The sequence below is a fragment of the Niveispirillum sp. BGYR6 genome, assembly GCF_027568365.1.
Classification (GTDB): domain Bacteria; phylum Pseudomonadota; class Alphaproteobacteria; order Azospirillales; family Azospirillaceae; genus Niveispirillum.
In genome coordinates, this window is record NZ_JANLNL010000003.1 from 202,223 (window position 1) to 222,835 (window position 20,613).

The 20,613-nt window shown below is 63.1% G+C and carries 15 protein-coding genes; 11 read left to right on the forward strand and 4 right to left on the reverse strand.

Translation table 11 applies throughout. The features are described from left to right. Positions 1-21: 21 nt before the first annotated feature. The 3 genes from PCJ49_RS09130 (at position 22) to lpdA (ending at position 4,372) form a co-directional block, all read left to right on the forward strand. The gene (locus tag PCJ49_RS09130) at positions 22-1,392 is read left to right on the forward strand and encodes a pyruvate dehydrogenase complex E1 component subunit beta (RefSeq protein WP_269910659.1); all 1,371 of its coding nucleotides are present in this window, start codon (positions 22-24) and stop codon (positions 1,390-1,392) included. A 19-nt stretch (positions 1,393-1,411) separates the two neighbouring features. Further along, positions 1,412-2,722, forward strand: a complete 1,311-nt coding sequence (locus PCJ49_RS09135; RefSeq protein WP_269910660.1) for a pyruvate dehydrogenase complex dihydrolipoamide acetyltransferase — start codon at positions 1,412-1,414, stop codon at positions 2,720-2,722. Between the two features lie 249 nt (positions 2,723-2,971). Beyond that, entirely contained in the window at positions 2,972-4,372 is a 1,401-nt protein-coding gene (gene lpdA / locus PCJ49_RS09140) for a dihydrolipoyl dehydrogenase (protein ID WP_269910661.1), read from the forward strand. A 161-nt stretch (positions 4,373-4,533) separates the two neighbouring features. Here lpdA and PCJ49_RS09145 read toward each other — a convergent pair whose 3' ends face one another. After that, positions 4,534-4,818: a hypothetical protein gene (locus PCJ49_RS09145; protein WP_269910662.1), complete on the reverse strand. Its 285-nt coding sequence runs from the start codon at positions 4,816-4,818 to the stop codon at positions 4,534-4,536. 409 nt (positions 4,819-5,227) lie between these two features. Here PCJ49_RS09145 and PCJ49_RS09150 point away from each other — a divergent pair, with 409 nt between their 5' ends. The 4 genes from PCJ49_RS09150 to bluB are packed head-to-tail and all read left to right on the forward strand — an operon-like array spanning position 5,228 to position 8,363. Beyond that, positions 5,228-6,220: an endonuclease/exonuclease/phosphatase family protein gene (locus PCJ49_RS09150; protein ID WP_269910663.1), complete on the forward strand. Its 993-nt coding sequence runs from the start codon at positions 5,228-5,230 to the stop codon at positions 6,218-6,220. 42 nt (positions 6,221-6,262) lie between these two features. Further along, positions 6,263-7,255 (forward strand): lipoyl synthase, encoded by a 993-nt coding sequence (lipA, locus tag PCJ49_RS09155; protein WP_089286484.1) that lies wholly within the window; start codon positions 6,263-6,265, stop codon positions 7,253-7,255. A 27-nt stretch (positions 7,256-7,282) separates the two neighbouring features. Beyond that, complete coding sequence (locus PCJ49_RS09160; RefSeq protein ID WP_269910664.1) at positions 7,283-7,714, forward strand: type II toxin-antitoxin system RatA family toxin; 432 nt, start codon at positions 7,283-7,285, stop codon at positions 7,712-7,714. Positions 7,715-7,727: 13 nt separating this feature from the next. Next, complete coding sequence (gene bluB, locus PCJ49_RS09165; protein ID WP_269910665.1) at positions 7,728-8,363, forward strand: 5,6-dimethylbenzimidazole synthase; 636 nt, start codon at positions 7,728-7,730, stop codon at positions 8,361-8,363. 7 nt (positions 8,364-8,370) lie between these two features. Here bluB and PCJ49_RS09170 read toward each other — a convergent pair whose 3' ends face one another. Then, complete coding sequence (locus tag PCJ49_RS09170) at positions 8,371-10,836, reverse strand: GGDEF domain-containing phosphodiesterase (RefSeq protein ID WP_269910666.1); 2,466 nt, start codon at positions 10,834-10,836, stop codon at positions 8,371-8,373. 129 nt (positions 10,837-10,965) lie between these two features. Here PCJ49_RS09170 and recO point away from each other — a divergent pair, with 129 nt between their 5' ends. The 3 genes from recO (at position 10,966) to PCJ49_RS09185 (ending at position 15,365) form a co-directional block, all read left to right on the forward strand. Beyond that, the gene (gene recO / locus PCJ49_RS09175) at positions 10,966-11,727 is read left to right on the forward strand and encodes a DNA repair protein RecO (RefSeq protein ID WP_269910667.1); all 762 of its coding nucleotides are present in this window, start codon (positions 10,966-10,968) and stop codon (positions 11,725-11,727) included. Beyond that, a complete protein-coding gene (gene parC, locus PCJ49_RS09180; RefSeq protein WP_269910668.1) occupies positions 11,724-13,988 on the forward strand; it encodes a DNA topoisomerase IV subunit A in 2,265 nt (754 codons plus the stop codon). The genes recO and parC overlap by 4 nt, the downstream gene beginning before the upstream one ends. A 120-nt stretch (positions 13,989-14,108) precedes the next feature. Beyond that, positions 14,109-15,365 carry a hypothetical protein gene (locus PCJ49_RS09185; RefSeq protein WP_269910669.1) on the forward strand — a complete coding sequence of 419 codons (1,257 nt, stop codon included), beginning with the start codon at positions 14,109-14,111 and terminating at the stop codon, positions 15,363-15,365. A 39-nt stretch (positions 15,366-15,404) separates the two neighbouring features. On the opposite strand, the gene PCJ49_RS09190 is transcribed toward PCJ49_RS09185, so the two are convergent. Next, positions 15,405-17,480, reverse strand: coding sequence for a methyl-accepting chemotaxis protein (locus tag PCJ49_RS09190; RefSeq protein ID WP_269910670.1), 2,076 nt, complete (start codon positions 17,478-17,480; stop codon positions 15,405-15,407). Positions 17,481-17,922: 442 nt separating this feature from the next. Beyond that, positions 17,923-19,284, reverse strand: a complete 1,362-nt coding sequence (locus PCJ49_RS09195) for a M48 family metalloprotease (protein ID WP_269910671.1) — start codon at positions 19,282-19,284, stop codon at positions 17,923-17,925. Positions 19,285-19,417: 133 nt separating this feature from the next. Here PCJ49_RS09195 and PCJ49_RS09200 point away from each other — a divergent pair, with 133 nt between their 5' ends. Beyond that, complete coding sequence (locus PCJ49_RS09200; protein ID WP_269910878.1) at positions 19,418-20,521, forward strand: pyridoxal phosphate-dependent aminotransferase; 1,104 nt, start codon at positions 19,418-19,420, stop codon at positions 20,519-20,521. The last annotated feature ends 92 nt before the right edge of the window (positions 20,522-20,613 follow it).

Here is a 20,613-nt window from a genome sequence, read left to right on the forward strand (position 1 = left end):
GCCGTCACCGGAGGATAGAATATGCCCGTACAGGTCCTGATGCCGGCCCTGTCGCCGACCATGACGGAAGGCAAGCTGGCCAAGTGGTTGAAGAAGGAAGGCGACACCGTGAAGAGCGGTGACGTTCTGGCCGAGATTGAAACCGACAAGGCAACCATGGAAGTGGAAGCCGTCGATGAAGGCACGCTGCTGAAGATCCTGGTGCCGGAAGGCACCGAGAATGTCGCCGTGAACACCCCCATCGCCAGCATCGGCGAAGAGGGTGAGAGCGCGGATGCCGCGCCCGCCCCGGCCCCCGTCGCGGCCAAGCCCGCCGAAGCGGCTGCCCCGGCTCCCGCCGCCGCACCCGCCCCGGTGCCGGCCCAGGCCAAGAGCCCGGCCAGCGACGAGGATCGGTTCTTCAAGGAGGTCAAGACCCAGACCGTCCGCGAAGCCCTGCGCGACGCCATGGCCGAAGAAATGCGCCGTGACGAAACCGTGCTGCTGATGGGTGAAGAGGTTGCCGAATACCAGGGCGCCTACAAGATCTCCCAGGGCCTGCTGCAGGAATTCGGCGCCAAGCGCGTGATCGATACCCCGATCACCGAGCATGGTTTTGCCGGTCTGGCCGTCGGTGCCGCTTTCGGCGGTCTGCGCCCGATCGTGGAGTTCATGACCATGAACTTCTCGATGCAGGCCATCGACCACATCATCAACTCTGCCGCCAAGACGCTGTACATGTCCGGCGGTCAGATGGGCTGCCCCATCGTGTTCCGCGGCCCCAACGGTGCCGCTGCCCGCGTGGGTGCCCAGCACAGCCAGTGCTATGCCTCCTGGTATGCGCATGTGCCGGGCCTGAAGGTTCTGGCGCCCTACAGCGCCGCTGATGCCAAGGGTCTGCTGCGCGCCGCCATCCGTGACCCGAACCCGGTCGTGTTCCTCGAGAACGAGATCATGTACGGGCACAGCTTCGACGTGCCGACCGACCCGGACTTCATCCTGCCCATCGGCAAGGCGAAGATCGAACGCGCCGGCACCGACGTGACCATCGTTGCCTACTCCATCTGCGTCGGCCATGCCCTGGCCGCGGCGGAGAAGCTGGCGGCGGAAGGGATCAGCGCGGAGGTGATCAACCTGCGCTCCATCCGTCCGCTGGACGTGGACACGATTGTCGAGAGCGTGAAGAAGACCAACCGTCTGGTTTCGGTCGAGGAAAGCTGGCCGTTCGCCGGCATCGGTTCCGAAATGGCCGCAATCATGATGGAACACGCCTTCGATTATCTGGATGCGCCGGTGGTCCGCGTTTGCGCCAAGGATGTGCCGCTGCCCTATGCGGCAAACCTGGAGAAGCTGGCCCTGCCGCAGCCCGACGATGTCGTGGCCGCCGTCAAGTCCGTCACCTACCGCAAATAAGGCAGAGGGAGGCTTTAAGATGCCCGTTGATATCCTGATGCCCGCGCTCTCGCCGACCATGACGGAAGGCAAGCTGGCGAAGTGGGTGAAAAAGGAAGGCGATAAGGTCAAGTCCGGCGACGTGCTGGCCGAAATCGAAACCGACAAGGCCACCATGGAAGTGGAGGCCGTGGACGAGGGCACGCTGGGCAAGATCCTGGTGGCCGAGGGGACCGAGGGCGTGGCGGTGAATACCCGCATCGCCATCATCCTGGAAGATGGGGAAGATGCATCCGCCCTGTCCGCCGCCCCCAAGGCCGCCGCTGCACCGGCTGCTGCTGCGGCTCCCGCTGCTGCTGCCCCGGTTGCGGCCGCCGCCGCCCCGGCAGCCCCGGCTGCTGCGGCCTCTGGTGATCGCGTGTTCGCCAGCCCGCTGGCCCGCCGTCTGGCGTCCCAGGGTGGTCTGGACCTGAAGGCCGTAGCTGGTACCGGCCCGCATGGTCGTATCGTCAAGGCCGATGTGGAAGCAGCCTTGAAGGGTGGTGCGCCCAAGGCCGCTGCGGCACCCGCCGCCGCTGCCCCGGTCGCCGCCGCCCCGGCGGCAGCCCCGGCCCCCGTGGCCGCTGCACCGAAGGGTGTGGATGCCAAGGCGTTGGCCGACAAGCTGGGCATGAAGTACAAGGTTCTGCCCAACAGCGGGATGCGCAAGACCATCGCCAAGCGCCTGACCGAAGCCTGGCAGACCATCCCGCACTTTGGCCTGGCTGTTGATTGCGAGATCGACAACCTGCTGAAGCTGCGCGCCGAACTGAACGCGAAGTCGGGGGAGAAGATCTCCGTCAACGATTTCGTGGTCAAGGCGGTGGCCATTGCGCTGGCCAAGTACCCGGCGGCCAATGTGTCCTGGCACGAGGATGGCATTCTTCAGTATGAGAATGTCGATGTCTCCGTCGCCGTTTCCACCGATGGCGGTCTGATCACCCCCATCGTGAAGAACGCCGACCGCAAGGGCCTGGCCACCATCTCCGCCGAGGTCAAGGAACTGGCGAAGAAGGCCAAGGAAGGCAAGCTGAAGCCGGAAGAATTCCAGGGCGGCACGTTCAGCGTGTCCAACCTGGGCATGTTCGGCATCAAGAGCTTCACCTCCATCATCAACCCGCCGCAGAGCTGCATTCTGTCAGTCGGTGCGGGTGAGAAGCGCCCGGTGGTCAAGGGCGACGCGCTGGCGATTGCCACCGTCATGTCCCTGACCCTGACGGTTGACCATCGTTCGGTCGATGGTGCCGTGGGTGCGGAGTTCCTGAAGCTGCTGAAGGGCCTGATCGAAGACCCGATCACCCTGATGCTGTGATGTGGATGGGGTGGGGGCCGATGGCTCCTACCCTATTCCTGCTTCTCTCTACCGTCATCCCGGCGAAGGCCGGGATCCAGGGGCCAAGAGCACCACGGTAGGGTTTTTCCGATCAAAGCTGCTGAAACGTTGGGCTTGTGGCCCCTGGATCCCGGCCTTCGCCGGGATGACGGAGGTGGGGTGGGTGATGGTTGAGGCCTGACGCCTCCTGTTGCCGATCTCAGCGCCCTGACACGAAGGACCAAGATCATGGCCGAGAATTTCGACCTCATCGTCATCGGTGCCGGCCCCGGCGGCTATGTTGCCGCCATCCGCGCCGCCCAGTTGGGCATGAAGACCGCCGTGGTGGAGCGTGAGCATCTGGGCGGCATCTGCCTGAACTGGGGCTGCATCCCGACCAAGGCGCTGCTGCGCTCTGCGGAGATCGCGCATTACATCCAGCATTCCCAGGCTTACGGCATCAAGGTCGAAGGCAAGGTAACGCTGGATGTGGAAGCCATCGTCAAGCGCTCCCGTGGCGTGGCCAACCAGCTCTCCGCCGGCGTCAAGGGCCTGCTGAAGAAGAACAAAGTCACCGTGCTGGACGGCTCGGCCAAGCTGCTGGGCAAGGGCAAGATCGCCGTCACCGCCAAGGATGGCAAGGTGACGGATGCCGAGGCCAAGCACATCATCATCGCCACGGGCGCCCGCGCCCGCGTGCTGCCGGGCCTGGAGCCCGATGGCAAGCTGGTCTGGACCTATAAGGAAGCCATGGTGCCGACCGCCACGCCGAAATCGATGCTTGTCATCGGCACCGGTGCCATCGGCGTGGAATTTGCCTGCTTCTACAAGGCCATGGGCGTTGATGTGACCCTGGTGGAGGTGCTGGACCGCATCCTGCCGGTGGAAGACGAGGAAATCAGCGGGCTGGCCGCCAAGGCCTTCACCAAGCAGGGCATCAAGATCAAGACCGGTGCCAAGGTGGTGAAGCTGGACCGCCATGCCGACAGCGTGACGGCCCATATCGATGTTGCCGGCAAGGTGGAAACGGTCACGGTTGACCGCATCATCTCCGCCGTTGGTATCGTCGCCAATACCGAAGGGCTGGGCCTGGAAAACACCAAGGTCAAGCTGGACCGCGGCCACATCGTCAATGACGGCTATGGCCGCACGGACGAACCCGGTGTTTATGCCATCGGTGACGTGGCCGGTGCCCCCTGGCTGGCGCACAAGGCCAGCCATGAAGGTATCATCTGCGTGGAGAAGATTGCCGGCCTGCCGCATGTTCACACGATGGACAAGACCAACATCCCCGGCTGCACCTATTCCTTCCCGCAGGTCGCCTCTGTCGGCTTGACAGAAGCCAAGGCCAAGGCCGCCGGGCATGAGGTGAAGGTCGGGCGCTTCCCGTTCATCGGCAATGGCAAGGCCATCGCGCTGGGTGAGCCGGAAGGTCTGGTCAAGACCGTGTTCGACGCCAAGACCGGGGAACTGCTGGGTGCCCATATGATCGGTGCGGAAGTGACCGAGCTGATCCAGGGCTACACCATCGGCAAGACGGCGGAACTGACGGAAGCCGAGTTCATGCACACCGTCTTCCCGCATCCGACGCTGTCGGAAATGATGCACGAGTCGGTGCTGGCCGCTTATGGTCGCGCCATCCATTACTGATCGGCGCGTGTGGTTTTGATGTTGAAAGGGCGGCCCCGGTGGCCGCCCTTTTTTCTGTTCATCTTTGATTGCTGAATCTCAGTCATATTTTGAAAAATATTGAGGCTTATCCCCATGGCTCAGGTAACCCCCATGCGTATGTTCTTGGGATGCCCTTCTTATCAAGGTGGCGGTCCAGCACTGCGCAAAGCAGCAATTACGCCGAGAATGCGCTCCCGGTTGAATTGGTCTTCTGAGCCAAGGCCCATGTGTTCGGTCTCAGCCCACTTGAAGTAGGCGACCAACTCATCATCGCTCGCGTTTTCTCGGAGCATGGCGGCAACTGTGCCAAGGTACCCGTCATATTCGTCGTCCGGGCATCCGCCAATGGGGTCCCAGTCTCGGTTCAAGATGTCTCTGAGGCGATTACGCCAAACGCGTGAGCCTTCCTTGTCGATCTCTGGCATTAGCCCTCTCTTTTTTGTAAAGTGCCTTTGGGATCAAAAGCTCTCAATCCCGCACCGGGCTTGTCGCGGCGCTTGCCGTCGTGCTGATCGCTGTAGCGGCCACATCAACGGTGGTTCCAACGACGGAGCCCGTTACAGAAGCTGCGGTGCTGACAACCGAGCAGGCGGAGAGCAAAAGCACTCCCCCCGCAGCTAACACAGCGATGCCAAAATTACGCATGGCGAACAACCTTTTAAGGTCAAGAAATAGCGATTGAATATGATACGCTTTTCACGGGAAAAGTCTTCCCCCATTCCATGGCGCCGTCATTTTCCCCTATCCGTGGCGTGCCTTGATCGCTTTGGTCTGCTATGACGTTGGGGCGCAAGGCTGTGAGCCACTATCATCCGGGCCGCCATGAAGTTTTCCATGCGTCATGCCTTTATCGCTTGTCTTTGGCTTGCCGCCGCCATTCTTTCCACGGTTTCGCTTCCGCTCTGGGGAGAATCCTCGGTTGCCGGTCTAGCGACGCTGGAACATCTGCGCATTGGATATCTCTGGTTGGCTGCCGGTATCCTCACCGTCGGTCTTGTGTTCCGCCGCCGTCTGCTGGCCCTGTTGGCTGGACTGATCTTGGCCCTGAACCTGTTCTATGTGCTGCCGAGCCTTTATGAAGATGGTGGTGCACCATCCGGTAAGACGCGTTTCACTTTGCTGCACGCGAATCTCTGGCACCTCAACCCAACGCCCGAGGCCATCGCGGCGATGCTGAACAGGGAGGCACCGGATCTCGTCAGTATCGTTGAGCTTACCGATCCCGAGGCGCAACGCTGGCAAGGTCGCTTGGGGGGATTTTGGCCTCACCGGGTTTATTGCGAGAATGCGGGGTGTGGCAACATGGTGCTGTCTCGCTGGCCGGCAACGTTGTTGGAAGCCCGCAGTGGCTGGCATGATGGTCCGCCATTTCCCAATGTTCTGGCTGCGCGCATTGAACACCCTGAAGGGGCGTTTACGATTGTGGTCGTTCATTTCAGCCGTCCCGTGGAACCGGAAACCCAACGGGCACAGGCAATTTGGCTGGCACGCTGGCTGCCGACCCTGCCTCAGCCAGTGGTGGTGGCAGGCGACTTTAATGCCGCCCCGTGGTCAAGCACGATCAAGCTTGTAAGCGAGAGTGGCTATACCCGCATCGCCCATACGGGCCCCACATGGCCCTCCGGTCCGTTGATTTTTACCGGTATCCCCATTGACCATATATTAGGCGGCACTGGTGTGTCGGCCGTCAATGTCCGCCGTTTGCCGCCCTTCGGATCCGACCATCTGGCGTTGCTGGCGCAGATCGCCCTGACGCCACAAGCCATTGGCCCTGCAAAGCCTGCGGGGGAGGGTGGCGGCACAGCGGCCTTGGTTCCCACGCCCTGACATCTTATCTTGGAGGCCAAGGCAATTCCCAAGGTCAGGGCCATGACGATCGAAGAACCCCGCGTCCGCCACCCCGAAAAGGCGCACCGTCCGGATAACCCGATCCTGCGCAAGCCGGAATGGCTGCGCGTGAAGGCGCCGACCAGCCGCGAATATGCCGAAACCCGCGACCTGATGCGCGGGTTAAAGCTGCATACCGTGTGCGAGGAGGCGGCCTGCCCCAATATTGGGGAGTGCTGGAAGAAGAAGCACGCCACCTTCATGATTCTAGGTGCCATCTGCACCCGCGCCTGCGCCTTCTGCAATGTCGCCACCGGCAAGCCGCTGGCCCTTGACCCGCATGAGCCGGAGAAGGTGGCCGAAGCCGTGGGCGGGCTGGACCTGGAACATGTCGTCATCACCTCGGTCGATCGTGACGATCTGCCCGATGGCGGTGCCGACCATTTCGCCCGCACCATCCGCGCCATCCGCCAGACCGCGCCCAAGACCACCATTGAAATCCTGACGCCGGATTTCATGCGCAAGCCGGGCGCGGTGGAGCTGGTGGCCGAGGCGCGGCCGGACGTGTTCAACCATAATCTCGAAACCGTGCCGCGCCTGTACCCGACCATCCGGCCGGGGGCGCGCTACTTTACCTCGCTGGCCCTGTTGCAGCGGGTGAAGGAGGTTGATCCCTCCATCTTCACCAAGTCCGGCATCATGGTCGGTCTGGGGGAGACGAAGGAGGAGGTGGGGCAGGTGATGGACGATCTGCGCGCCGCCGACGTGGATTTCCTGACCATCGGCCAATATCTGGCGCCGACGCCCAAACATGCGGCGGTGGATCGCTTTGTCACGCCGGAAGAGTTCGCATCCTATGAAACCATTGCCCGCGGCAAGGGTTTCCTGATGGTGTCATCCAGCCCGCTGACCCGCAGCTCCTACCATGCCGGGGATGATTTCCGGAAATTGCGGGCCGCGCGGGAAGCCAAGCTGGCAGCGCAAGCGCCCGCCATCAATATTGTTGCCCTGGCAACCGGTCAGGCGTCGCTGTAAGGCGGGATCGAACGGAGCGCCAGAGAGATGCCGACCCATGCCGAGCGGCGTGTACTGCCCTACACGCCGCAGCAGCTCTATGATCTTGTCGCTGACGTGGAGCGTTATCCGGAATTTCTGCCCTGGGCCGTGGCCTGCCGCATCCGCAAGCGGCAGGAACGGCTGATCTGGGCCGATCTGGTGATCGGTTTCAAGCTGATCCGGGAAAAATTCACCAGCAAGGTGACGCTGGACCCGGACAAGCTGTCCATCCATGTCGAATATGTTGAGGGACCGTTCCACCACCTCAATAATCACTGGGTGTTCGAACCGCACGAACTGGGCTGCGTCGTTGATTTTTATGTGGATTTCGAATTCCGCAACAAGATGCTGCAGACCATCATCGGCGCCCTGTTCAATGAGGCGGTGAAGCGTATGGTCGCGGCGTTTGAGACACGGGCCAAACAGCTTTACAGCTGAGAAAGGGCGCAACATGCCGGATTTCGATGCCGAATTCCGTGACCGGTTCCGCCAGCTTTTGCGCTGGCGCCGCGATGTGCGCCATTTCAAGAATGACCCGCTGCCCGATGGATTGCTGGAACAGCTGCTGGCCGATGCCTGCCTGGCCCCCAGCGTCGGCCTGTCGGAGCCTTGGCGTTTTGTCATCGTGGAAGATGCGGCCCGGCGGCAGGCGGTGATTGATGATTTCCGCCATGCCAATGCCGACGCCCTGGCCGCACAGGCGCAGGGCGGGCGCGGGTCTGATTATGCAAGGCTGAAACTGGCGGGTCTGGTGGAGGCGCCGGTGCATCTGGCCGTGTTCGCCGAAACCGACCCCGAGCAGGGTCACGGGCTGGGTCGGCGTACCATGCCGGAAACCGTGCTGTATTCCGCCGCCATGTCCATCTTCACCCTGTGGCTGTCAGCCCGCGCCCATGGGGTGGGGCTGGGCTGGGTCTCCATCCTGGACCCCGACACCGTGACGGCACTGCTGGATGTGCCGGCGGGCTGGCGGCTGGTCGGCTATCTCTGCCTGGGCTATCCGGCGACGGAGGAGGGGCGGCCGGAACTGGAGCGGGAAGGCTGGGAGCACCGCCGCCCGCCGGAAGCACACTGGCTGCGGCGGTAACAGTGCCCTAGGCTTTCGGCAGGCTCTGCAAGGAGAGCAGGGCCTCCGCCACCCCGGCCGGCTGGGGACGGGAGAAATAGAAGCCCTGGCCATACCGGCATTCCAGGCCGCGCAGGAACTGTACCTCCGCCGCCGTTTCAATCCCTTCGGCCACCACATCCATATCCAGGCTTTTGGCCAGCAGCAGGATGATGCGGGAAATCTCTTCCCGCCGATCATTCTCCCCCGTGCCATGCACGAAGGCGCGGTCGATTTTCAAGGTGCCGACCGGATAACGGTGCAGATAGGAGAGGCTGGAATAGCCGGTGCCGAAATCATCCAGCGACAGGCCGACCCCCAGATCGCGGATTTGCTGCATCAGCACCACCACGCGCCCCGGATCATCCATCAGCAGGCTTTCGGTAATCTCCAGCTTCAAGGTTTCCGGCGCGATACCGGACGCGGCCAGGGCAGCATGGACATGGCCGACAATGTCATCATCCAGCATCTGCCGGCCGGAGACATTGACGCTCATGAACAGGCCGCTGCCATGCGCCTTCTGCCAGCGCGCCAGCTGTTGCGTCGCTTCCCCCAAGGCCCAGCGGCCGATTTGCAGGATCAGGCCGGTATCTTCGGCCAGCGGGACAAATTCGGAAGGCGCGATCATGCCGCGCTCCGGATGGTTCCAGCGGATCAGCGCTTCGAATCCGGCGATGCTGCCATCGGACAGGCGGACGATGGGCTGGTAATGCAGGGCCAGCTGCTGCAGATCGGCCGCCTGCCGCAAGTCCGTTTCCGTGCGCAGGCGGGACATGGCACGGTCACGCAGCGCCTCGTCAAACATTTCCACCCGGTTGCGGCCATCGCCCTTGGCGCGGAACATGGCCAGGCTGGCATCGCGCAGCATGTCGGCCGCCTGGGTATAGCCGGTGTGTGACATGGCGATGCCGCCCGATACCGTCAGCACCACCCGTTCGCCGCTGGTCAGCTGCAGCGGTTCGGCAATGCGGGCGGCCAGCCGGGTGGCAGCGGACAGGGCTGCCTTCACATCCACCACCCCATCCATCAGTACGGCATATTCATCGGCGGAGATGCGGCCCACCGTGTCGCCGGCCCGCCGCTCCCGTTCCAGCCGCTGGCCCAGCAGGCGCAGGACTTCATCCCCGGCCAGCGGCCCCAGACTGTCATTCACCCGCTTGAAATGGTCCAGATCGAACAGGATGACGGCGCAGGGCGGATCGTCCGGCCGGCGGCGGCGGCCCAGCGTCTGGCTGATACGGTCCAGCAGCAGAGAGCGGTTGGGCAGCCCGGTCAGCCCATCATGGAAGGCATCGAACAGGATCTGCTGTTCGGCGCGTTTGCGGTCGGTGATATCGGTCATCGACCCGGCCATGCGGACGGCATCACCCAGCGCGTCGCGGATGGCGACCCCCCGGATCAAGACCCACAGCTCCCCGCCACTGTCATGGCGGATTCGCACCTCATGTTCCAGATGCTCCGTCCCGCCGGACAGGTGCAGGGAAAAGGCGGCGCGCAGGCCGGGCAGGTCGCTGGCATGGATCAGGGCAAACCAATCCTCAATCGTGCCGGTCCATTCGCCATGGGGCAGGCCCAGCATGTCCGACCAGCGGGGGGAGTAATAGACATCGCCCTCGCTGATCCGCCAGTCCCACAGCCCGTCATTGGCGCCCTGGGCGGCCAGGGCATAGCGTTCCTCGCTGATGCGCAGCTGTTCTTCGGCCACCTTGCGGTCGGTAATGTCGGATTGCGAGCCGACGAGGCGCAGCGGCTCCCCTGAGGCATCCATCACCGCAATGCCCCGGCACAGCATCCAGCGCCAGCCGGCGCTGGCATGTTGGATTCGGTATTCGATCTGGAAGGGCTTGGCACCGGCGGAGACCTGGGCATCCAGGGTCGCCTGCAGCCAGATCAGGTCTTCCGGATGCACCCGGTTCAGCCATTCCTCCGGCCCGTCGCCAATCTCTTCCTCTGTATGGCCGATCAGGGCCTTCCAGCGGGGGGCATAATAAAGCCGGTCGCTGCGCAGATCCCAGTCATAGAGACCGTCATTGGTGGCGGCGGCCGCCAGGGCCAGCCGCTCCTCCGACAGGCGCAGTTTTTCCTCCGCCTGCTTGCGTTCGGTAATGTCGATGGCGGTGCCGATCAGCCGGGTGATGCCGCCATCCGGCCCGGCCTGAACGGCACCGCGCAGCATCAGCCAGGTCCAGTCCCCCTTGGGGTTGCGCACCCGATGTTCAATGACCACCCGACGCCCGGCCAGCCGGTCAGGCGAGCGCAATGTCGCCTCCAGCCAAGGCAGGTCATCGGGATGGACATGGGAAAACCAGAAGCCCAGGCAGATATCCTGCCCGTTTGCCGGCACCGGCAGGAAGGCCCGAAAGCCGGGGGAAAGGAACAGCCGATCACTCGAAACATCCCAATCCCAGATAGCCTCACCACTGGCGAAAGCAGCCAGCATATAGCGTTGGGCCATGGTGTCTTCTGAGGAGTCGGGCAAGGAAGCGTGGCCGGAAGATTGGATCGGATAGAGATATTATACCATCGGACGGCGCCTTCGCTACGCATGTTCGCTTTTGTTCGAATTTATATTAAACTGCCGTTCATGGAATGGACCGATCAGGCGATCATGCTCGCCGCCCGCCCCCATGGGGAAACAGCTGCCCTGGCGGTGCTGCTGACGCGCGACCATGGCCGCCATGCGGGTCTGGTACATGGCGGCCAGTCCAGCCGCCACCGCGCCACGCTGGAACCGGGTTCCCGCGTTGCTGCCCATTGGCGGGCGCGTCTGTCGGACCAGCTCGGCCATTATGCCCTGGAACTGGAACGGGCCACGGCGGCCCAGCTGCTGGATGAGCCGGACCGGCTGGCCTGTCTGATCTCCGCCTGCGCCCTGATCGATACGATTCTGCCCGAACGCGAGCCGCATCCCGCTTTGTATGAGGCCACGCTGGCCCTGTTCGAGGCGCTGCTGCTGGATGTCTGGGCGGAGGTCTATGTCCGCTGGGAGGTGGGGTTGCTGGAGCTGGCCGGATTCGGCCTGGATTTCTCCCGCTGTGCGGCCACGGGGCGGGAATTGGCAGCACTGGGCAATGAAACCCTCACCCATATCAGCCCCCGCACCGGCCGCGCCGTCAGCACCAGTGCGGCGGAGCCGTTCAAGGATAAGCTGTTGCCGCTGCCGCCCTTTCTGCTGGGGCTTTCGGCGGGCGGCTATGAAGAGGTGAAGCAGGGGCTGGACCTGACAGGCTATTTCCTGGAACGTTTCGTCTTCGCCCAGCGCCATGTCGATCTGCCGCCGGCCCGGCGGCGCTTCGTAGAACGCTATACCCGTCAGCAAACCATATCTGGTATGGATGGCGCATGACCGACGCCGCTTTTGAAATCGTGGACAAGCGCCTCGCCGATGCCTTGGGTGAGCGTTATCTGTCCTACGCGCTCTCCACCATCGTCTCCCGCTCGCTGCCCGACGTGCGCGACGGGTTGAAGCCTGTGCATCGCCGCATCCTGTTCGCGATGAGCCAGTTGAAGCTGGACCCGAACACGATGCCGAAGAAATCGGCCCGCGTGGTCGGCGATGTGATCGGTAAGTTCCACCCCCATGGCGACCAGTCCGTCTATGACGCGCTGGTGCGGCTGGCGCAGGATTTCGCCAGCCGTTACCCGCTGGTGGAAGGCCAGGGTAATTTCGGCAATATCGACGGCGATAACGCCGCCGCCATGCGATATACCGAGGCCAAGCTGACCGAGGTGGCCAAGGCCCTGATGCAGGGGATCGAGGAGGACGCCACCGATTTCCGCCCCACCTATGACGGGGATGGCGAGGAGCCGATCGTTCTGCCGGCGGCCTTCCCCAACCTGCTGGCCAATGGCTCGGCCGGCATTGCGGTCGGTATGGCCACCAGCATTCCACCGCATAATGTCGGCGAAATCTGCGGCGCCTTGAACCTGATCATCGAGCGGGAATTGCTGCCCGTCCCGGAAAAGCGCCGCCCGGTGACGGTGGATGAGCTGGTGAGCTGGGTACGCGGGCCGGATTTTCCCACCGGCGGCGTGCTGGTGGAAAGCCGCGCCAACATCATCGAGGCCTATCGCACCGGGCGCGGGGCCTTCCGCACCCGGGCGCGCTGGACCAAGGAGATGCTGAGTCAGGGCACCTGGCAGGTGGTGGTGACGCAAATCCCCTATCAGGTGCAGAAATCGCGCCTGGTGGAGAAGATCGCTGAGCTGCTGGCAGAGCGGAAGCTGCCGCTGCTGGAAGATGTGCGCGACGAGTCGGCCGAAGATATCCGGCTGGTGCTGATACCTAAGAGCCGGAATGTCGATCCGGCCGTGATGATGGAACAGCTGTTCCGCAACACGGATCTGGAAACCCGATTCAGCCTGAATATGAACGTGCTGGATGGCGGGCTGATCCCCCGTGTCATGAATCTGCACGAGGTGTTGAAGGCTTTCCTGGATCACCGCCAGGAGGTGCTGATCCGCCGCTCGCGCCACCGGCTGGGGGAGATCGACCATCGGCTGGAAGTGCTGGGCGGCTATCTGATTGCCTATCTGAACCTGGATGAGGTGATCCGCATCATCCGGGAAGAGGATGAGCCCAAAAAGGAACTGATGCGCACCTTCAGCCTGAGCGATGTGCAGGCTGAGGCCATCTTGAACATGCGGCTGCGTTCCTTGCGCCGGCTGGAAGAGTTCGAGATCAAGAAGGAGCATGATGCCCTGGCGGCGGAGCGGGCCACGCTGGCCAGCCTGCTGGAGGATGAGGGCAAGCGCTGGAAGGCCATCCGCACGGAAGTGCAGCAGATGGACAAGAAATTTGGCCGTTCCACCGCCTTGGGCGAACGACGGACGGAGATCGGCGAAGCCCCGACCGATCTGGCCGTGCCCGTGGAAGCGATGATCGAGCGGGAGCCGCTGACCATCTTCCTGTCGGAAAAGGGTTGGATCAGGGCGGTTTCCAAGCATCTGGGCCCGGCGGAGACGGCGGAGACCAAATATAAGGAAGGCGATAAGGAAGGCTTCGTCCTTCATGCGGAGACGGTGGACAAGCTGCTGATCTTCGCCAGCAACGGCAAATTCTATACGCTGGGCGCGGACAAGCTGCCGCGCGGCCGTGGCTTTGGTGAGCCGGTACGCCTGATGATTGATCTGGGCGAGGCGGAAATTATCGGCATGTTGCGCCACCGGCCCGGTACCCGTCTGCTGGTGGCCTCCAGCGACGGGCGCGGCTTCCAGGTGGAAGCTGATGATGTGGTGGCACAGACCCGCGCCGGCAAACAGGTACTGAACACGGGCGATGGCTCCACCGCGGTGCTGGCCGTGCCGGTGGAAGGTGATGCCGTGGCGGTGATCGGCAATAACCGCCGCCTGCTGGTGTTCAAGCTGGAGGAAGTGCCGCTGCTGGCACGCGGTAAGGGCGTCGCCTTGCAGAAATACAAGGATGCCAGCCTGTCCGACCTGAAGCTGTTCAATCTGGCTGACGGGTTGAGCTGGAAGCTGGGTGGGACGGAGGGCCGGGTGCGCACCGTTGCCATGCCGGAACTGTCCGGCTGGGTCGCCTTCCGTGGCACGCCCGGCAAGCTCCCGCCCAACGGTTTCCCCAAGAATAATAAATTCACGGATTGAATATGGTGAATTCCCGGCCGGACCTTCTGGATAGATTTGCAGAAGGTTCGGCCGGGGGTACCATCGCTTCTGCTATGGTCCGGTATTCATGGCCGGAGAGAATGGGGAGCGATGATGCGCATGGCCGCAAAGGCCCTGTGCCTGCTGGCGCCGTTCATGACAAGTCTGGTCGCCATCCCACAGGCGTCGGCCTCGGACGTTTTGCAGTTCCTGACCAATATCGCCCCGCCTTATCAGGAAATGGTGGATGGTGCCTTGGATGGCAGTTCCATGCGCACATTATCCTGCGTGATGACCCGGTTGAATCAGCGGTACGAGGTGGACCTTGCCCCCTGGCTGCGCGCCCGGGAACAGGTGCGCAATGGCACCGCACAGGGTCTGTTCTCCGTGGCGTCGGATTTCGACCAGAGCGGCAATGGCCGCCTTTCCTTGCCCTTGGCGCTGGAACGCTGGGTTTGGGTGACCCTGACGGGCGTGAAGCCGATGCGCTTTGCCTTGGAGAAGGATCAACGGGTGGCGGCGGTGTTGGGCTCCAACCAGTTGAAATGGCTGGAAGGGCAGGGGGCGAATATTGGTGGGGGTGCCCGTTCGACGGTGCAGCTGTTGCGGATGCTGGCTGCCCGACGGGTTGACGCGGTGCTGGTGGACGAAGCGGAATTGCATATCGCCTGGAAGGAAGCCGGGGTCGATCCCACGGCACTGGCGATTTCCTTCGAGCGCTATATGCCGCTGGGTGTCTATTTCTCCAATGCCTTTCTTGACGCGAATCCAGGCTTTCTGGAGCGGTTCAATCGGGAGATCGCGGCATGTCCGTCCAGCAGCATGTCGCTTTCCCCGATGGAGCGGCGGGCGGTTCTGCTGGTTGCCCGCCATATCCAGGAAATGCTGCTGGCAGACCCGCGCCTGCTGCCAGCCTTGTTGATGGCGGATCAGGCCAGTGCCGGCCTGTCCGTGCCGCAAATCCTGGAGCGGGATGGTCTCTATCAACAACACCGCGCCGCCATGAACCATCCGCTGGTGCTGGCCGTGCGTGACCATCCGCTCTCGTCCCTGCTGGCGCGCTTGCGTGCCGCATCGAAAGGGGAGGTGGCTGAAATTCAACTGTTCGACAATGCCGGCCTTACCCTGGCGGCCGATCCGCTGCCCAGTGATCTTTGGCAGGCGGATGAAGCGAAATTCAGCCAGACGGTGCCCAAGGGGCCGGACAGCATCTTCGTCGATGCCATCAGCTTTGATGAATCGACCAGCCAGTTCAGTGTTCAGGTCAGTTTCGCCCTGCCCGGCAAGGAGCCGGGCAGTGTCGCCGGTGGGCTGACAATTGGCCTGAATATCGAACACACTTTGAATACTGACGGGGCAAAACCCTGGCTGCCGTAAGGGCGGCACGGGCACCGGCGGGTGCCCGTGCGCCAGGGTTCAGGCGGCGCGGATATTGCTCAGGAACTCGCCGATTTCTTCCCGCAGCTCTTCCGCATCGCGGGCCAGCTTGCCGGACGCGGTCAGCACATTGCCGGCGGCATCGCCGGTATCCTCCGCCGCCTGCTTCACCTCGATCAGGCCGCTGGAAATCTGCTGCGAACCATGGGCGGCTTGCTGCACATTGCGGGCGATCTCCGCCGTGGCGGCACCCTGCTCTTCCACGGCAGAGGCGATGGTGGTGGCGATTTCGCTGACCCGCCGGATCGTGGCCTCGATATCGCTGATGGCGGAGACGACGCCATTTGTTGCCGACTGAATCTGCGCCACCTGGCTGGAGATATCGTCGGTGGCGCGGGCCGTCTGACCTGCCAGATTCTTCACCTCACCGGCCACCACGGCGAAGCCCTTGCCGGCCTCCCCGGCGCGGGCAGCCTCGATGGTGGCGTTCAAGGCCAGCAGGTTGGTCTGGCCGGCAATATCGGTGATCAGCTGCACCACCTCACCGATGCGCTGGGCGGCATCGGCCAGGGTCTGTACCGTGGCGCCGGCCTGACGGACCTCACCGACGGCGGTGCCGGCGATCTTGGCGCTTTCCGCCACCTGCCGGCCGATTTCCTGGCTGGAGGAGGCGAGTTCTTCCGTGGCGGCGGCCACGGTCTGCACATTGGCCGACGTCTGGCCGGCGGCGGCGGCCGACATGGCCACCTGGCGCGTCGTCTGTTCCACGGAACCGGACATGGTGCGGGCCGTGCTGTCCAGCTCCACCGCGGCGGTGGCCAGCATCCCCAATGTTTCTGCCGACTGGCCTTCGAACCGGGCGATCAGCGCTTCCAGGCGGGCGACGCGCTGGTCACGGGCCGCAGCGGCGGCGGCGGCTTCGCTTTCCAGACGGCGCTGTTCCAGGGCGCCTTGCTTGAACACGGTCAGACCACGGGCAATGTCCCCCACCTCGTCCGAGCGCTCGGCCCCTTCGATGGCAACCGTCAGATTGCCGCCGGCCATCTGGTTGATGGCCTGGGTGATGCGGGCCAGCGGATTGACCACGCGGCGGGTGAACAAGGTCGCCGGGGTGATGACGGCCGCCGCAATGGCCAGACACAGCAGGATGTCTAGGATGATATTGGTCCGCGCCGAGGCCACTTCCCCGGTCAGATAGTCGCGGCCAGCGGTCAGGGCCGTATCGCGCAAGTCGATGACCGTGCTTTGATTGGAAGATTGCAGCGTGCGGAAGGGGGCAACCTCCAGCCCGGTCTGACCGTCGCGGCGCATGGCGGCTTCGACCTTCTTGTAAATCTCCCCCTGGGCGGTGATGTATTTCGCCACCACCTGGTCTACAGCCGGTGCCAGGGCTTCGGGGCGGTCAACCTGACCGGCCAGCAGCTTGGTGCGGCGCCAGAGTTCGTCGACGCGGGCGCTCAGTTCGGCCAGCTTTTCAAGCTGTTCCGGTTTGGCGGGGGCGCGCATGGTGACGAACTGGGTCATCAGCGTGCTTTTCGCCCCGAGGGCCAGGCGCATATCCATTGCCACACGGGCGGTGGAGACATAATCCCCGGCAGAATCGTCAAATTCGTTGATATTGGTTTCCACCTGGTCCAGCGCTGCCCCCAGGGAATCCAGCAGCACCGTCAGGCGGTTGGAATAATTCTTCACCATATTCTGGTCGCGCTGGTCGGCAGGCTTGAGCCCTTCTGCCATGGCGGCATTGCGCAGCGTTTCCACATCACGACGGAAATTGTCGAACGCGGTACGCGCCTTTGCCGCATTGGCCAGCTTCTGCATGACCTCGGCAGCGGCCTCCGTGGCGTTCCGGCTGGCCGTGACCTGTTCCGTCATCGCCTTGCGCAGGGTCTCTTCTGCTGGCTTTTCGTTGAGCAATGCCAGATTGATGCTGCCACGTTCAATTGCCACCAATTCCAACACCTTAACCAGTTTGCTGGCAGCATCAATCTGCTTCAGAGCTTCGCTCCCAGCATTGTAGCGGGCAATCTGGCTGCTCAGGACCAGCAGTGACATGATGATGGCAATCATGCCGGTGATTGATACACAGATGATGAAGAAATTCTTAACTCGCATTTCCTTTGGTTCCGTTGACCTAGATAAGAGAAGAAATTAGGCTCCTTATGGCACTTGGTGGGTGATTTTTCTCTTTTTGAATTTGCATATCGGCTCCCGATTAAATAAGCGCCCCTTCTATCGCTGCCATTGGCCCATCTTTAATATTTCATTAATTAATATAATTACAAAATATAATCGTTTATTCGGAAATCTATTACTGCTCAGTCGAAAGTAGAAAGGGGCATGGCGATACACGCCATGCCCCTTTCACCAAGCAACCCGATCCGTTGCCTCGGCTGTGAATGATAGATATGCCAATCAGTCAGGTGGGTGTCTTGCGTCGCACACCCGTTCTGTTCTTCATAAACAGCACGGGTGCAGGTTTCTGCCCCGTTGGTTAGTCCGATCACACGGCACATCTACAGGGGAACGCCGCCGCAGCCAACGGCGGAGGGATGCCTCAGTTGGTCATCCCCGCCCGGCTTTCCACCATCACCCGGATATCCTGCGCGCGAATCCATTCCGGTGAGCCGGCGGGCAACAGCCGTTCAGCCCGGTCGGCATGGAACTTGGCGGCGCGGATATCGCCGCGCGCCAGCGCCTCTTCCGCCCGTGCGTAGGCAAGCTGCGGCTGGCGGTCGGCCCGGCTATAGGCGCTGGACAGCAGGCGCCAGACCAGGGCGGAACCGGGTTCCTGGCGGGCGGCGGCATTCAGGTGGCCGATGGCCTCATCCAGAAAACGGTCATCCCCCACCTCCAGCAGCGCATGACCGAGCGAGGCGCGCAGCAGGCCGGATTCCGGGTCCAGCCGCACCGATTCCCGATAGGGGATCACGGCATCGGCGGGGCGCCCATCCTCAAACAGGATCTGCCCCTTCAATTCATAGAAATAGGCGTTGTTCTTTTCCTGCGCGATCAGCCCGTCGGTCAGGTTCAGGGCCTCGCTGGTGCGGCCCTTCTGGTAGAGCGCGATGGCGCGGCCATAGCGGGCGGGCAGGGCATTGTCCTTGGCATCATAATGGCGCAACGCCTGATCGGGCCGCAGGAAGCCCATCAGCTTGGCCACCATCCGCTCATGCTTGTCGTAGAAATCCTCCGGGAAGCGCTTGCCGTTATTCTTCGACTGGGTTTCCACGAAGTAACGGATGGCTTGGATACGGTTCTGGGTCAGCGGGTGGGTGCGCACAAACTCCACCTGCCGGTTTTCCGGCAGTAATTCCTGTCCGGCCAGCTTCTGCATCATGGCCAGCAGCCCTTCCGAGCTCCAGCCATTCTTTTCCAGATAGACGGTGGCGGCGGCGTCGGCGGAACCTTCCTGGGCGCGGGTGAAGGCGAAGAAGGTGCGCATCGCCGCTTCCTGCCCGCCGCCCAGTACGCCCATGCCGATATCCGACCGGCCGGCGCCCAGGGCCGCCGCCAAGCCCAGCAGGGTGAAGATGGTGGCGATGGTGGCGGCATCCGACATGGCATCGCTGCTGCGGGCCAGATGGCCGCCGGCAATATGCCCCGTCTCGTGCGCTGTCACCCCGATCAGCTCCGGCAGGGTGGTATCCATCAGGAAGCCGGTATGGAAGAACATGTTCTGCCCACCGGCCACAAAGGCGTTCAGCGAATCCGCCCGCACCAGCCCGATCGTCACCGCCTCCGGCACCACGCCGGCGGCGTTGAAGATGGGGGTGGCGTAGTCGCGCAATATATGCTCGATTTCGGTGTCGCGGATGAAACTGATCGACCGTTGCGCCATGGCTGGCTGCACGATCAGGGTCGCCGAGATCAGCAAGGCCACGGCCGTCCTGGCAATCCGCTTTGGAACCGCAAACATGAGTCTATCCATTGCCAACGCCCCTCACCCCGACACTAGCCATGAAAATTGGGGCGAGGGAAGGGCGCAGTTCAAGGGGCAGGGGACGAATTGGGCGGCATCAGCGCGCGGTACTGTCGCACCCTTCATCGTGATGGAGGTGATGCGCGCCGCCAATGAACGGGCGGCGGCCGGGGGTGACGTGCTGCATCTGGAAATCGGCCAGCCCAGCACCCCTGCCCCGCCCAAGGTGATTGGGGCGGCGCGCGCCGCCCTGGATGCCGATAAGATCGGCTATACCGATGCCTTCGGCGTGCCGGTGCTGCGCGAGGCAATTGCCCGCTGGTATCGCGACCGCTATGGCGTGTCGGTGCCGGCCGAGCGCATTGCCGTCACCACCGGTTCCTCGGCCGGGTTCCTGCTGGGCTTTCTGGCGGCGTTCGAGCCGGGGGACCGGGTGGCCCTGGCGTCCCCCGGCTATCCCGCCTATCGCAATATCCTTAAGGCGCTGGGGCTGGAAGCGGTGGAGATTGAAACGGGGCCGGAAACCCGGTTCCAGCCCACCCCGGCGCAACTGGCCGCCTTGGACCGGCCGGTACGCGGGCTGATCGTGGCCAGCCCGTCCAACCCCGCCGGCACCATGCTGTCCCCGGCGGCGCTGGGCGAACTGGCGCACTGGTGCGAAGAAAATGGTGTCCGGCTGGTCAGTGATGAAATTTACCATGGGATTGAGTTCGGCCCGGTGCCGGCCCAGACGGCGCTGGCTTTTTCCGACCGTGCCATCATCATCAACAGCTTCAGCAAATATTTCAGCATGACCGGCTGGCGGCTGGGCTGGATGGTTGTGCCGCCGGAACTGGTGCGGGCGGCCGAATGTCTGGCCCAGAATCTGTATATTTCCGCGCCCACCCTGTCGCAATATGCCGCCGTGGCGGCCTTTGACAGTGTGGCGGAGGCGGATGAGCATGTTGCCCGCTATCGCCGCAGCCGCGACCTGTTGTTGAATGAGTTGCCCAAGGCCGGGTTCGACCGGCTGGCCCCGGCGGACGGGGCCTTTTATCTTTATGCCGATATCAGCGGCCTGACCGATGACAGCGAGGCGTTCTGCCGCCGCATCCTGGCCGAAACCGGGGTGGCCCTGACGCCGGGTCTGGATTTCGATCCCGCCCGTGGCCGCCATTTCCTGCGCATCAGCTTTGCTGCGTCGGAAACAGAGGTGGCAGAGGCCGCCCGCCGGCTGGTGGCATGGCGGCGGTAGAGTCTGTCTGAAATGCTTTCCCTTTCCGTCACCCCGGCCTGCGCCGGGGTGACGGTGGGTACTCAACCTGAAAACGACAGACGCTGCCGCCT